We start from the raw sequence: 12,362 nt of genomic DNA, 5'->3' as shown, positions 1-12,362 counted from the left end.
CCCATTAGACCTGCTTGGCGAGCTTGCCAACGGTTTCGGCCAAGCGCTCAAGATAAAGCACGCCCTTTACCGTTCGCTGAACGAGAACGTTGCGCAGGTCGGTCTCGTCGCGCCGGCGCGCCAGAAGATCGAGCTTGCCGAGCGAATCGAGGGCGCGCGTGATCACGGGCTTTGAGACGCCGAGCTTCCTGGCCAGATCGCGCACGGTATGCGGCGGCGCTTCGAGATAGACGGTCAACAGCAGCGTAACTTGCCGCGTCGAAAGATCCGGCTCGTCGCCGCGAACCAGATGCAGATTCACGTCATGCCAAAGCTGCAACGCCTGTGCCGCCGACAAAGTGACGCTCATAAACCCAGATCCACCGCTCCGTCCCTTAATCGTTTCGGAGCCGTTTCATTCTGGCCTAGCCCGCCCCAGACTGCAAGCTATTTGCCATAGCGCTCCGCTATGAGGCCAAAGAGGGCACGGATCGCCTGGGCCTCGCCGCCCTTCGGCCGGCCAGGCTTCGCCACGGGCGTCCAGGCGAAAATATCGAAATGGACATAGGCCCTGGCGCGCTCGACGAAGCGCTTGAGGAACAAGGCGGCAGTGACGGAACCGGCAAATCCCGACTCGCCGGCATTGTTGAGCTCGGCGATCGAGGATTCGATCAGGGCGTAATAAGGCGTCCAAAGCGGCATGCGCCAGAGGGGATCATTGGCCGCCACGGCATGGCGCGCCAAGTCTCCCGCCACGCCATCGTCGCTCGTATAGAAAGGCGGCAGGTCGGGCCCGAGCGCCACCCGCGCGGCGCCGGTCAGGGTCGCCATATCGATGAGGAGATCGGGGCTTTCCTCATCCGCCAGCGCCAAGGCATCGCCCAGAATGAGCCGCCCTTCCGCATCGGTGTTGCCGATCTCCACCCTGATGCCCTTGCGGCTCGTGAGCACATCACCCGGGCGAAAGGCATTTCCCGCTATGGCGTTCTCGACCGCGGGAATGAGGACACGCAGACGAACCTTGAGCTTCGCCTCCATGATCATCTGGGCGAGGCCTAGGACATTCGCCGCCCCGCCCATGTCCTTCTTCATGAGCAGCATGCCCGAGGCCGGCTTGATATCGAGGCCGCCCGTGTCGAAGCACACGCCCTTGCCCACCAGCGTGACCTTGGGCGCGCGCGACGGCCCCCAGGTGAAATCGATGAGGCGGGGCCTCCTGGTCGAGGCCTGACCGACCGTATGGATCATGGGGAAGTCGCGGGCGAGGCGCTCGCCCGCCACCACGCGCAATTTGGCGCGATTCTGGCCGGCGAGCTTGCGCGCGGCCGCTTCGAGCTCATCCGGCCCCATGTCGAGCGAGGGCGTATTGACGAGATCGCGCACCAGGAAATGCGCCGCCGCCACCTTCAGCAGAGCGGCACGATCGAGGTCCGAGGGACAGACAAGGCGGGCGGACGGCGAAGCGGGTGTCCGATAGCGCTCGTAACGGTAGCTTTCCAAGATCCAGCCCAGGACGGCGTTTCCGAGGTCGGGCAAGTCGCCTTCGATGCGATAGTCGGCTTCCGGAAGGGCCCGGACCAGCCTCGCGAAATCAAACGGATCTACCGGCTTTGCCGCATCGGCGATGCCGTAGAAAACCTTTTTCAGCTTTCCCGACGGGTCCGGCAGCAGAGCATGGTTGCCTGCCCCAGCCGTAAAGCCAGAGGCCTTGAGCCACGTCCGGGCGGTCTTGGCGAGGCCGCGCTCGACCGCGGACCATGACTGCCGGGTGACGGGGACGATCGGAATGGCGCCGCGGCTGCGGCTTGCGGGCAAGAGAACAAGCGATGGATCTGGCATGGGAGGTCCTTGGGCCGTGCGGGGGGAGGGTCAGGCGAACCGGATAGGAGGTTTCAAGTCTAAAGCAAAGCCCCGTTATGGTTAATGGTTTGTTGAGGTCTCTTCCCGAAGATGGACTGAAACACAGGGTGCGGTCTTCCACCCGACAACGCCAACAGCGGAGTAGTAAAGCATGTCGGGTTCCTCTCGATCTCAAATCTTGAGACGCACATGCTTTGCAGGCCTCCTCCTCGCCGCGTCCCTGGCGCTCGGCGCATGTCAGAACAAATCGGCGAGCCTCGACGGCGCCGACCCCATGACGACGGGCAGCACCTCGCCGCCGTCGCTGAAGGAGACCGCGAAGCTCGGCAAGAGCTGGCAGAACGATCCCAAGAACTTGAGACTTGGTCTCGCCTATGCGAGCAGACTCAAGAAGCTCGGACAGAGCGACCAGCAATTGCAGGTGCTGGCGACGCTCATCCAATATCATCCGGAGAATCCGACGCTGCTCGCCACCTATGGCCGTGAGCTGGCGCAAGCCGGGCAGCCGGATCGGGCGCAGCCGGCGCTCGCCAAGGCCATCGCCCAAGGCAGCAGCGACTGGAAAGTCTATTCCGCCATGGGCTCGACGCTTGACCAGCAGGCCAAATATGGCGAAGCGCGTGACTACTATCAGCGCGCCCTCAAGCTCGCGCCCGACAATGCCGCGGTGCTGAACAATCTCGGCATGTCCTATGCGCTCGAAGGCAACCTCAAGCAGGCGGAAAAGACCTTGCGCGAGGCTTCCGACCTGCCGGCGGGCAAGAGCGAGCCAAGGCTCAGGCAGAACCTCGCCCTCGTCGTCGGCCTGCAAGGGCGCTTCGAGGAGGCGCGCCAGATCGCCAGCGCCGATCTCCCGCCCGACCAGGTCGACGCCAATATGGCCTATCTGCAGAAGATGCTGGCGCAGCCCAATACCTGGCAGCAGCTCACCGAGAAGCCGGCAGGCTGATGGTCCTGTCGGATCTCCGGATCAGCGGTTGGCTGCGAGTACCATGATCAAGGACGGGCCCAGAATCACAATGAAGATCACCGGCAGGAAGAACAGGATCATCGGCACGGTGAGCTTCGGCGGCAGCGAGGCTGCCCGCTTCTCGGCCTCCGACATGCGCATGTCGCGGTTCTCCTGGCCGAGTACGCGCAGCGCCTGGCCCATCGGTGTGCCGTAGCGTTCCGACTGGATGAGGCTCGTCACTACCGATTTGACCGTCGGCAGGCCGGTCCGCTTACCCAGGTTCTCGAAGGCCTTGCGGCGGTCGGGCAGATAGGACAGCTCGGCGCAAGTCAGAGTCAGCTCCTCCGCAAGAGGCACGGACTGGCTGCCGATCTCACGCGCCACGCGCTGCATCGCCGCCTCGATCGACATGCCCGATTCGACGCAGATCAGCAGGAGGTCGAGCGCATCCGACCAGGCGCGCTTGATCGAAAGCTGGCGGCGGCCGATCTTGTTCTTGATCCAGACATTGGGAAGATAGAAGCCCGCCACCAGGCCGACAAGCAAGGAGGCGAAGCGCATGCTTGTCGGAATGGTATCGCCGAACACCTGGGTCGAATAGATGAAGAAGATGACTCCGAGGACGATCGGCGTGATCAGGCGGGCGGCGAGGAAATAGACGAGATAGCGCTCGCTGCGATAACCGGCTTGCCGCAGACCGTCGCGCGAGGTTTCAGCTTCGAAAACCTTGCGCAGATTGAGCGCTTCGACGAGCTGGGTCAGGAGGCCAGGGTGGGGCTTGTCGCGCAGCCGTCCCGTATCGGCAAGTGCTGCGCGATGCGCGGCGCGCAGGCGTTCGCGTTCGGTCGCGATGCCCTTCATGCGCGAGCGCATCTGGTCGCCCTGCAGCAAGGGTGCGGCGATGGTCAGGATGGTGGCAAAGGCCGAGAGGCCGACAAGCAGCGTGATCAGACCTTCGGGCTTCATGAAAAATTCAAGATCCATAACCGCAACGCCTTCGTCAAAAGTCGAAATTGACCATCTTACGCATGATCAGGATTCCGATCAGCATCCATATGCCCGAACCGATCACCATGGCGTTTCCTATTGGCGTGTCCCACAAAGGGTTGAGATATGCGGGATTGAGCACGGTCAGCGCGGCCATGATGATGAAGGGCAGAGAGCCGATGATGGCCGCGGACGCTTTTGCTTCCTGACTCATCGCCCGGACCTTCGCCTTCATTCTCTTGCGATCGCGCAGGACCTTGGACAGATTGTTCAAGGCTTCCGCGAGATTGCCGCCGGTCTTGGACTGGATGGCCATCACAATAGCCAGGAAATTCACCTCAGGCAGCGGCATGCGCTCGAACAGGCGGTCGATGCCCTGATCGATGCTGATGCCCACGCGCTGTCCTTCGACGATCTCGAGGAATTCCGGGCCGACGGGCGCTGGCGTTTCCGTCGAAATGATCCTCATCGCATCATGGATCGGCAGGCCCGATTTGAGGCCGCGCACCATGATGTCGATGGCATCGGCAAAGTCGTTGAGGAATACCTGCTGGCGGCGCCGGCGCAGGTATTTCAAAGTCCAGCGTGGCAGTCCCAGGAACCCGGCAAAACCGGCAACAATCCCAACGTACCAAGGCACGCCTATGACGAAGGTGACTAAACCGATCATCACGCCGACGCCGACCGAGAAAATGTAGAAAGTGCGCGGCGAGGTCTGCAAGCCCGCCTGCATGATCAGCACGCGCAAGGTCAGTTTCTGCCGGCGCTGGCGTTCGCGCTCACCCAGCTGGTTGAGCGATTCCTGGAGCTGCTTGCGCCGTGCATCCTTGGGGTCTTCCGCCAGAAGCCTCGCGCGCAGGCCGGGCTTTACCGGCGCCCTTTCATCGGCGGTTAACGCCCTTACCCGCTTTTCCGTCTGCTTGGCGCCGGAGAAATATGGAAACAGAACGGCCAGCAGGAGACCGCCCACGGCCAATGCAACCAGGGCAAGAAAGCCGTATTGCTGAAGACCCTCGGGAAGTTCCATGTGCACTGGTCCTTAGAGCCCCGTTAGATCTGATCGTCATTACGCGCCTCGGCGCGCTCCAGCGCATCGGCCAGGCGCCGTTCCTCGTTGAAATATCGGGCGCGGTCCCAGAAATGCGGCCTGGCGATGCCGGTCGAGCGGTGGCGGCCGAGAATCCTGCCATTCGCATCCTCGCCCATGATCTCGTAGACGAAGAGATCCTGGGTGATGATCACCTCGCCCTCCATGCCGATCACTTCGGTGATATGGGTGATCCGGCGTGAGCCGTCACGCAAGCGGGCGGCCTGGATGATGACGTCGATCGAGCCGACGATCATCTCCTTGATCGTCTTGGACGGCAGCGCATAGCCGCCCATGGTGATCATCGATTCGAGACGCGAGATGGCTTCGCGCGGACTGTTCGAGTGCAGCGTTCCCATCGATCCGTCATGGCCGGTATTCATCGCCTGCAAAAGATCGAAGGCTTCGGGTCCGCGGACCTCGCCGACGATGATCCGCTCCGGACGCATGCGCAGGCAGTTCTTGACGAGATCGCGCATCGTCACCTCGCCCTCGCCCTCGAGATTGGGCGGACGGGTCTCGAGCCGGACGACGTGCGGCTGCTGGAGTTGAAGCTCGGCGGCGTCTTCGCAGGTGATCACGCGCTCGTCGAGATCGATATAGGCGGTGAGGCAGTTGAGCAGCGTAGTCTTGCCGGAGCCGGTGCCGCCTGAGATCAGGACGTTGCAGCGCACCCGACCGATGATCTCGAGTATGGTCGCCCCTTCCGGCGTTATGGTGCCGAACTTCACCAGATTAGGCAGCTTGAGCCGATCCTTCTTGAACTTGCGGATCGTCAGCGTCGGCCCGTCGATGGCGAGCGGTGGCACGATGACGTTGACGCGCGAACCGTCGGCGAGGCGCGCATCGCAAATGGGGCTCGCTTCGTCGACGCGGCGGCCGACCTGGCTCACGATGCGCTGGCAGATATTCAGCAGCTGCGAATTGTCGCGAAAGCGTATGCCCGTCTTTTCGACCTTGCCGTCGACTTCGATGAAGCAGGTATTAGCGCCGTTGACCATGACGTCGGCAATATCGTCGCGCGCCAGCAAGGGCTCGAGCGGCCCATAGCCCAGGACGTCATTGCAGATGTCCTCGAGCAGATCCTCCTGCTCGGCGATCGACATCGCCACATCCTTGAGGGTGATGATCTCATTGACGATATCGCGGATCTCGTCGCGCGCACCTTCGCGGTCGAGTTGGCTGAGTTGCGTCAGGTCGATGGCGTCGATCAAAGCGTTGAAGATCGTCGATTTGATGTCATAGTAATTGTCGGACCTGCGTGGCGGCGTGCCGGCAAGCGGTTTCTGAGGCGGCGCCGCCACGGCTTGCGGCAGGCCGCCTGACCGGACCCCTGCGGGGAGCGGCGAGCCTTGCGGCCTCGACGCGGGATAGGGTTGCGGCGCCGGCGGTGTGCGCGGCTCGACTTTCAGATCGGGAATGTGCTGGGGCAGCGGAGCCTGGCGCGCATATTGTCCGTTCGCCTGCTGCGGCGCCGGCATGCCGCCTTGCGGAAGCCCGCCCCCTTGTTCGCCGCGCTTTCCAAACATTATTTCTTCCTCAACAGCTTACCGGCAAAGGGCAGGGAAAACTTCGAGGTCTTGATCGGCTTTTCCTGCCCGAGAAGCATTTGCGCCAAGGTCGCTACCGCATCGGCCGCCTTGGCCTTGGCCGAGACTTCGGCCAGCATCTGGCCGTTGCTCGCCGCCGCGCCGAAGGTCTGCGCGTCATAGGCTATGGTCAAGGCGGGCTCGACATTGATCGCCTTGGCGAAATCGCCGACCGGTATCTCGGTGCGCTTGGGGATTCCGACCTGGTTCATCACCAGGCGCGGCAGCGCATCATTCGGACGCGCCTGCTTGAGGAGATCCACCAGGTTCTTGGTGTTGCGCAGGCTGGCCAGCTCCGGCGTCGCCGTGATCACGACTTCGTCGGCATGAAGCAGCGTGTATTTGATCCAGGGCGCCCACATGTTCGGCACATCGACAATGACGCAAGGCACGCTGTTGCGGACGGTATTGAGGATGACCTCGACCGAGGACTCCTCGACATGAAAGTCACGGTCGAGGGCGCCAGGCGAAGCCAACAGGCTCAGCTTGTCGCCGCATTTGGTCAGCAGGCGGTCGAGCAAGGTCTGATCGATGCGGTCCGGCTGGCTCAAGGCGTCGGCAATGCCTTGCGAGGTCTCCTGATTGAAGTTGAGTCCGGCCGTGCCGAAAGCCAGATCGAAATCGGTGATCACCGTGTCGGTATGGAGCTGGCGCGACATATACCAGCCGACATTGTGAGCAAGCGTGCTCGATCCGACCCCACCCTTCGAACCGACAAAGGCGAAGATGCGGCCAAGCGGCTTGGCGCCGGGATCCTGGAAGAGCCCGGCGATGACGTCGATAAGCTGAAGCTGGTGAACCGGGGCGACAATATAGTCGCTGACCCCGAGCCGCATCATCTCGCGATAAAGGATGATGTCGTTGAGGTGCCCGATGACAACGACCTTGGTCTCCGGCCCGCAGACCTGCGCCAGCTGCGCCAAGCCGGACAGAATCGTCTCCCGGTTGGCGGTCGTTTCGACGAGAACGACATTGGGGGTCAGCTCGGCCTGGAATACCTGGACCGCGCCGGCAATGCCGCCCATATGGATCTGGACATGGGCGCGCGCCATGCGGCGGTCGATCGAGGCGGCCTGGACGGCCTCGACCGTGTGCGGATCTTCGCAGAAAGCCCTGATGTTTATATGCGGCACCAGCGCTACAACCTTCTGGCCGGCATAGGCATCGTATTGGCTGTTCATCATGGCGTGGTTCATGGCTTACTCGCTCCCACCGCCCACATCGGAGATCTTGACCTTCTGGTTCTCTTCTTCCGCGGCGGCCGTCGCTTCGCCCTGGCGATATTTGTCGATCACGTTGGAGCGGCGGGTGGCATCGGCAGGGCCCTGCTTGCGCGGACGCTCGAGATCCCGAGGATTGGCGGCCATCACCGCGAGGTTGTTCTGCTGCGCGCAGCCGAAATTCTCATATTGCGCGTTGCGCGAGGTTTCCGTCAGGTCTTTCGGCCAATTGCCGCAATCCTTCGCGTAGGCGCCCGATTTGGTGACAATGATCGGATGACGCTCATAATGCGCTGTTGGCTCGTAGAAATCGTCGCGATCGGGTTCGGTGCTGCTGCAGCCGGCGACGCTCAGCACCAGGCCGGCAAGCACCAGAAATTTCAGCCAATCGATTTTCGACCCCAATATGGTCATAACCCTCTCCGCATCAATCGACGATGTAGCCGACATTCCCGTGATAGACGCCGTCGGGTCTCTTGCCGGGCTTGCCATAGATCTTGTTCAGCCGGCCAAACAGGATCGCCTGGCGGTCGGTGGCCAAGGCCAGGCCATCTGTCGGCAGCGAAAGCTGTTCCTCGTTGACGGGGTTGACGACATAGGGCGTCACGATGACCACGAGCTCGGTCTGGTTCTGCTGGAAATCGCGGCTCCTGAACAGAGCGCCCAGAATGGGCAGGTCCTTGAGTCCCGGTGTGCCGGTGATCTCTGAACGCGAGGAGTCCTTGATGAGGCCGGCCATCGAGATCGAGCCGCCGCTCGGCAGTTCGACAGTGGTCTCGGCGCGACGGACATTGAGCGACGGAATCACGAGCGACTGGTCGTCCGGGGATCTTCCCGCGATCGTCACGGCGAGGTCGTTTGAAATATCGCTGACCTCGGTGCTGATCTTGAGCGAGATGCGCCCCTCGGACATCACCAAGGGCGTAAAGCCCAGGCCCACGCCGAACTTCTTGAACTCTATCGAGATCGTATTGTCGTCCTGCGCAACGGGAATCGGGAACTCGCCACCGGCCAGGAAATTGGCGGTCTCGCCGGAAATGGCGGTCAGCGTCGGCTCGGCCAGGGTGCGCAACAGGCCATCCCTTTCCATGGCGCGGATGAACACGTTGGCCTGGTCACCGCCGTCCGCCCAGCCTCCCGTATAAAGGCCGAACGGGCTTATCAACGGGGACGAGAACGGATTTATGTTCTGCAGGTCGAAGGAGAACTTGCCGATCGAGAACAACGCGGTGGTATTGATGCCAAGCTGTTTCAGCACGTTGCGCTGCACCTCGGCAATGCGCACTTTGAGCATCACCTGCTCCTTGCCGAGCACGTTGATGGTGGTCACGACCTTCTTGTCGCCGTCCGGGCCGGCGAATCTGGCGGCAAGATCAAAGGCCAGCTTGGCCTCGGCGGGTGTATTGGCGGTGCCGCTCAGCACGATGTTGTCGCCGATCGTGTCGACTTTTATCCGGCTTCCCGGAACCGTCCGCTGGATGAGTTTCTGCAGGGCGACCATGTCCTGCGACACTTCAAGATCGAGACCCAGGATCTGCTGGCCGTTCGCGTCGAAGAAAAAGATATTCGTCTGACCGATGGCGCGGGCGAAGAGATAGGCGGTGTTCTTCGTCCGCACCACCGCATCAACGATGTCGGGATTGCCGACCAGCACGTCGCGGGCTTCTCCCGGCAGCTTTATAACGATCGACTTGTTGAGACCGATGCGCACCAGACGGCCGCCGCTGCCGGCGGCGGAGGCTCCGTAATCGCCAGCCAGGCCCGGCCGGGCGGCCATCCATGATGAAGCCAGCATCAGCATCGCCACGAATATCAGGCTTGCCGCCACTCGTCCGGCACGAGCACAAGCTCCGTTGCGGCTCACTTCCATCGGTCCTCTCGTCATCCCAGCCCGTCCCCAGAAATATGCTCAGTTCAATGTGATGCGCCGCGGAACGCCGTAGCGAATGATCGTCATCTCGTTGCTCTCAGTCCCGTTGGCATATTTGTCGCTGAGCTTCGGTACGTTCTCGGCCAGCGGAACGCCGTCATTCTCGCGGATCGAACGCAGTGCCAAGGACAGCTGGCCGACGTCCTGCGCCATGGAGATCACCTCGGCCTGGCGCGGATCGAGCTCGAGCGTCGCCGTCTTGTCGGCAACGACAAATTCCTGATCCTCCTCGCCCTTGGGGCGGAAGGTCTGGTCGATGGCGAGCACGCGCACATTGGTGAGCACGGTCTCGCTGGCGGCGACTTTCTGGTTTGACCCGTCATCGACCTTGCGGGTCAGAAGCACATCCACCCGATCGTTGGGCAGAATGAATCCGCCCGCACCGGTCTCGGCGGAGACGGTGACGGAGATCGCCCGCATGCCTTTCGGCAGGATGGCCGACATGAAGCCGTTTTCATTCGGCATGACCAGCTTCTTGTCGAGGATCGGCTCGCCTTCAAAGATGGCGGCGCGGGCCCTCGCATTCTCATATTTCGTCTTGGCGTCGGGCTCGGCCGCGCTGGTGATCATCAGGCTCGAGACCGTTGATTTCGGCCAGGACTGCCAGCCGATCGAGCCGCCGATCAGCCGCTCGCCCATTTGCAGATTCTTGGTCGCCACCAGGACATCCACGGTTTCGACCTTGTTGACCTCTACAGTCTGAACTTCCTGCTTTTGACCGACCAGGCCCTGGGCCATGTAGATGGCAAGACCCGCTGAACCTATCGCCACCGCCAGAACCGCAAGACGCGTCTTATTCATCTTATCCTCAATTCAGCGCGCATCGCCGCTGTTGCGCTCTGGTTTACTTTCACCAGGAATGGTCAAATTACCGTTAAGCTTTTGCTATCTTTTGGAACTTACGGCGGAAATGGCATCCACCACGTGCCGGGGAAGGCGAGAATCCCTCCCGCCGCGATGGCGATCCCATAGGGCAAGTCCGCCTTGAAACTGAGCAGGCGCCTCGCCCAGCCGATTTCGCGCACTTCCTGCTCGACCTTGAGCATGCTCCAGACCTGGAAAAAGAGCGCCAGGACGCCGCCCGCAATGGCGGTGAAAATCAGGAATGGCCCGACGGCCGGCCAGCCGAACCAGAGGCCGGCCGCCGCGAGGAGCTTGGCATCACCGCCGCCGATGAATCCGCCCGAGAAGAGCCCGAAGCCGATCACCAGAATGACGGCCGCTACCAGGCAGTGCCACAGCATGGCCTCCACCGGCATGCCGGTCACGAGCGCCAGCGGAAAGAAAGCGAGCGCGATGAGGGCGTTCAGCCAATTGGGAATGCGCAACGTGAAGAAGTCATGGGCGCCGGCGACGACGACGAGGAAGGGCAGGAGGATCTGAGCCAGAAATGCGATCATATGACGGTTCCCTGTGCCTGGCTCGCGACGAATGCTGGTGAATGAGATTGCTTGCGACTCTCAAGCTTCCACACCGGCGTAAAAACGGCGTTAAACGGGCGCGTTGGCGGACATAAACGAAAAACCGCCGGCTGGCGCCGGCGGTTTCCCAAGCCTCCCTGAATTCTCAGGGTTATTGAGTCCAGCCCGTCGCCGTGCCCATATCGGTGCCGATCTTGGTGAACACGCCCTTGATGGCGCCGGACAAGGTCGGCAGCGCCATCACGAGCATGATGCCCATGGCGGCAGCGATGAGGCCATATTCGATGGCGGTCACGCCTGATTCGTCCTTCACAAAGCGCACTAGTTTGGTCATCTGCCTCTCCAATCTTTGTGATTGTTCGGATTACTGGGTCCAGCCACTCGCCGTACCCATGTGGGTGCCGAGCTTGGTGAACACGCCCTTGATGGCGCCCGACAAGGTCGGCATCGCGATCACGAGCATGATGCCCATGGCAGCAGCAATGAGGCCATACTCGATGGCGGTCACGCCGGATTCATCTTTCACAAAACGCACGAGCTTATTCATCTGTCTCTCCAGTTGAGGTCTCCAGCACGGCTCACGTCGGATTGCGTTTTTGGTGCTTCGTGAACCGCGGTCGACGTTAGGTGTCATCGTTTAACGGGTAGTAAATCCGGCCGCTTTGCGGCGCTCAAGACAAGATTTCTAAAATTGTTGGTTAGCTTCTGGTTTGCGGAATGTCTAAAATTTGAGCGTTATACTTAACGAATGATTCATTATTGTCTTCACGAGCTTCCTATCGACTTGAGCTTGGCATTAATTACTTGTCAAATACTTACATTCTTTATCTTTTTTCTTCTTAATACTTTAAGTCTTCAATGTTGCTCATGAGCTCAATTGGTGATGAACAAGGCGTCCTTGAGTAAAGAGCTGGGGGCTCGCACAGCAATATTGTCCGCGCAAGTGAGGCTTGAACCTTGGCCCGCTCTGGCTATAGTGCGCCCGCGCGAAATCAGCGGCATCGGCCGCGAGCGGCAGGCCGGGATGGATATCATGGCATGGATTGCGCTTACGCCCCCGGATTGAAGGATCCAGGCCCGCGTAACCTGAGGAAGGGTGGCCGAGTGGTTTAAGGCGCACGCCTGGAACGCGTGTATACGTGAAAGCGTATCGAGGGTTCGAATCCCTCCTCTTCCGCCAATTTCATGCTCGCCGACGGCTGCTACCGTCCGTGATAGTCCAAAAGGCTGAAATTTATCAAAGCGTTCCTATCCGCTACGATCTTCGATTGTTCACAAATGTTCGCGTACAGCCTGCATCTGCGCTAAGATAAATGCTGGGATAAATCAGTGATCTG

General features: G+C 61.1%; 13 protein-coding genes and 1 tRNA gene. 2 read left to right on the top strand and 12 right to left on the bottom strand.

Features of this window, described 5'->3' with window-relative positions; translation table 11 throughout:
• Nucleotides 1–4: 4 nt before the first annotated feature.
• Nucleotides 5–349 (bottom strand): MarR family transcriptional regulator, encoded by a 345-nt coding sequence (locus DS839_RS24710; protein WP_119273150.1) that lies wholly within the window; start codon nucleotides 347–349, stop codon nucleotides 5–7.
• A gap of 77 nt (nucleotides 350–426) precedes the next feature.
• Nucleotides 427–1,818, bottom strand: coding sequence for a leucyl aminopeptidase family protein (locus DS839_RS24705; RefSeq protein ID WP_119273149.1), 1,392 nt, complete (start codon nucleotides 1,816–1,818; stop codon nucleotides 427–429).
• A gap of 199 nt (nucleotides 1,819–2,017) precedes the next feature.
• Here DS839_RS24705 and DS839_RS24700 point away from each other — a divergent pair, with 199 nt between their 5' ends.
• Nucleotides 2,018–2,788: a tetratricopeptide repeat protein gene (locus DS839_RS24700; protein ID WP_162918779.1), complete on the top strand. Its 771-nt coding sequence runs from the start codon at nucleotides 2,018–2,020 to the stop codon at nucleotides 2,786–2,788.
• 21 nt (nucleotides 2,789–2,809) lie between these two features.
• Here DS839_RS24700 and DS839_RS24695 read toward each other — a convergent pair whose 3' ends face one another.
• The 10 genes from DS839_RS24695 to DS839_RS24650 form a co-directional block, all read right to left on the bottom strand.
• The gene (locus DS839_RS24695) at nucleotides 2,810–3,757 is read right to left on the bottom strand and encodes a type II secretion system F family protein (protein WP_368911896.1); all 948 of its coding nucleotides are present in this window, start codon (nucleotides 3,755–3,757) and stop codon (nucleotides 2,810–2,812) included.
• A gap of 34 nt (nucleotides 3,758–3,791) precedes the next feature.
• Nucleotides 3,792–4,805 carry a type II secretion system F family protein gene (locus DS839_RS24690; RefSeq protein ID WP_119273146.1) on the bottom strand — a complete coding sequence of 338 codons (1,014 nt, stop codon included), beginning with the start codon at nucleotides 4,803–4,805 and terminating at the stop codon, nucleotides 3,792–3,794.
• A 23-nt stretch (nucleotides 4,806–4,828) separates the two neighbouring features.
• Nucleotides 4,829–6,394 carry a TadA family conjugal transfer-associated ATPase gene (locus DS839_RS24685; protein ID WP_368911895.1) on the bottom strand — a complete coding sequence of 522 codons (1,566 nt, stop codon included), beginning with the start codon at nucleotides 6,392–6,394 and terminating at the stop codon, nucleotides 4,829–4,831.
• Nucleotides 6,394–7,650, bottom strand: coding sequence for an AAA family ATPase (locus DS839_RS24680; protein WP_119273145.1), 1,257 nt, complete (start codon nucleotides 7,648–7,650; stop codon nucleotides 6,394–6,396). The genes DS839_RS24685 and DS839_RS24680 overlap by 1 nt, the downstream gene beginning before the upstream one ends.
• A 3-nt stretch (nucleotides 7,651–7,653) precedes the next feature.
• The gene (locus tag DS839_RS24675; RefSeq protein WP_162918778.1) at nucleotides 7,654–8,088 is read right to left on the bottom strand and encodes a CpaD family pilus assembly lipoprotein; all 435 of its coding nucleotides are present in this window, start codon (nucleotides 8,086–8,088) and stop codon (nucleotides 7,654–7,656) included.
• Between the two features lie 13 nt (nucleotides 8,089–8,101).
• Complete coding sequence (locus tag DS839_RS24670) at nucleotides 8,102–9,559, bottom strand: type II and III secretion system protein family protein (protein WP_368911894.1); 1,458 nt, start codon at nucleotides 9,557–9,559, stop codon at nucleotides 8,102–8,104.
• Between the two features lie 24 nt (nucleotides 9,560–9,583).
• Nucleotides 9,584–10,405, bottom strand: coding sequence for a Flp pilus assembly protein CpaB (cpaB, locus tag DS839_RS24665; RefSeq protein ID WP_119273143.1), 822 nt, complete (start codon nucleotides 10,403–10,405; stop codon nucleotides 9,584–9,586).
• Between the two features lie 98 nt (nucleotides 10,406–10,503).
• A complete protein-coding gene (locus DS839_RS24660; protein WP_119273142.1) occupies nucleotides 10,504–11,004 on the bottom strand; it encodes an A24 family peptidase in 501 nt (166 codons plus the stop codon).
• Between the two features lie 172 nt (nucleotides 11,005–11,176).
• Complete coding sequence (locus DS839_RS24655; protein WP_119273141.1) at nucleotides 11,177–11,359, bottom strand: Flp family type IVb pilin; 183 nt, start codon at nucleotides 11,357–11,359, stop codon at nucleotides 11,177–11,179.
• Between the two features lie 30 nt (nucleotides 11,360–11,389).
• Nucleotides 11,390–11,572, bottom strand: a complete 183-nt coding sequence (locus DS839_RS24650; protein WP_119273140.1) for a Flp family type IVb pilin — start codon at nucleotides 11,570–11,572, stop codon at nucleotides 11,390–11,392.
• A gap of 543 nt (nucleotides 11,573–12,115) precedes the next feature.
• Between DS839_RS24650 and DS839_RS24640 the strand changes: the two genes are divergently transcribed.
• Nucleotides 12,116–12,205 (top strand) — tRNA-Ser (locus tag DS839_RS24640).
• Nucleotides 12,206–12,362: the final 157 nt, after the last annotated feature.

The organism is Taklimakanibacter deserti (assembly GCA_003574785.1).
Note: the sequence above shows the minus strand (reverse complement) of the source record. Positions and strands in the feature narration are given on the sequence as shown.

Excerpts from the sequence above, each read along its gene's own strand:
- DS839_RS24710 (WP_119273150.1), bottom strand. The coding sequence starts at position 349 with ATGAGCGTCACTTTGTCGGCGGCACAGGCGTTGCAGCTTTGGCATGAC.
- DS839_RS24705 (WP_119273149.1), bottom strand. The coding sequence starts at position 1,818 with ATGCCAGATCCATCGCTTGTTCTCTTGCCCGCAAGCCGCAGCCGCGGC.
- DS839_RS24695 (WP_368911896.1), bottom strand. The coding sequence starts at position 3,757 with ATGAAGCCCGAAGGTCTGATCACGCTGCTTGTCGGCCTCTCGGCCTTT.
- DS839_RS24690 (WP_119273146.1), bottom strand. The coding sequence starts at position 4,805 with ATGGAACTTCCCGAGGGTCTTCAGCAATACGGCTTTCTTGCCCTGGTT.
- DS839_RS24685 (WP_368911895.1), bottom strand. The coding sequence starts at position 6,394 with ATGTTTGGAAAGCGCGGCGAACAAGGGGGCGGGCTTCCGCAAGGCGGC.
- DS839_RS24680 (WP_119273145.1), bottom strand. The coding sequence starts at position 7,650 with ATGAACCACGCCATGATGAACAGCCAATACGATGCCTATGCCGGCCAG.
- DS839_RS24675 (WP_162918778.1), bottom strand. The coding sequence starts at position 8,088 with ATGACCATATTGGGGTCGAAAATCGATTGGCTGAAATTTCTGGTGCTT.
- DS839_RS24670 (WP_368911894.1), bottom strand. The coding sequence starts at position 9,559 with ATGACGAGAGGACCGATGGAAGTGAGCCGCAACGGAGCTTGTGCTCGT.
- cpaB (WP_119273143.1), bottom strand. The coding sequence starts at position 10,405 with ATGAATAAGACGCGTCTTGCGGTTCTGGCGGTGGCGATAGGTTCAGCG.
- DS839_RS24660 (WP_119273142.1), bottom strand. The coding sequence starts at position 11,004 with ATGATCGCATTTCTGGCTCAGATCCTCCTGCCCTTCCTCGTCGTCGTC.
- DS839_RS24655 (WP_119273141.1), bottom strand. The coding sequence starts at position 11,359 with ATGACCAAACTAGTGCGCTTTGTGAAGGACGAATCAGGCGTGACCGCC.
- DS839_RS24650 (WP_119273140.1), bottom strand. The coding sequence starts at position 11,572 with ATGAATAAGCTCGTGCGTTTTGTGAAAGATGAATCCGGCGTGACCGCC.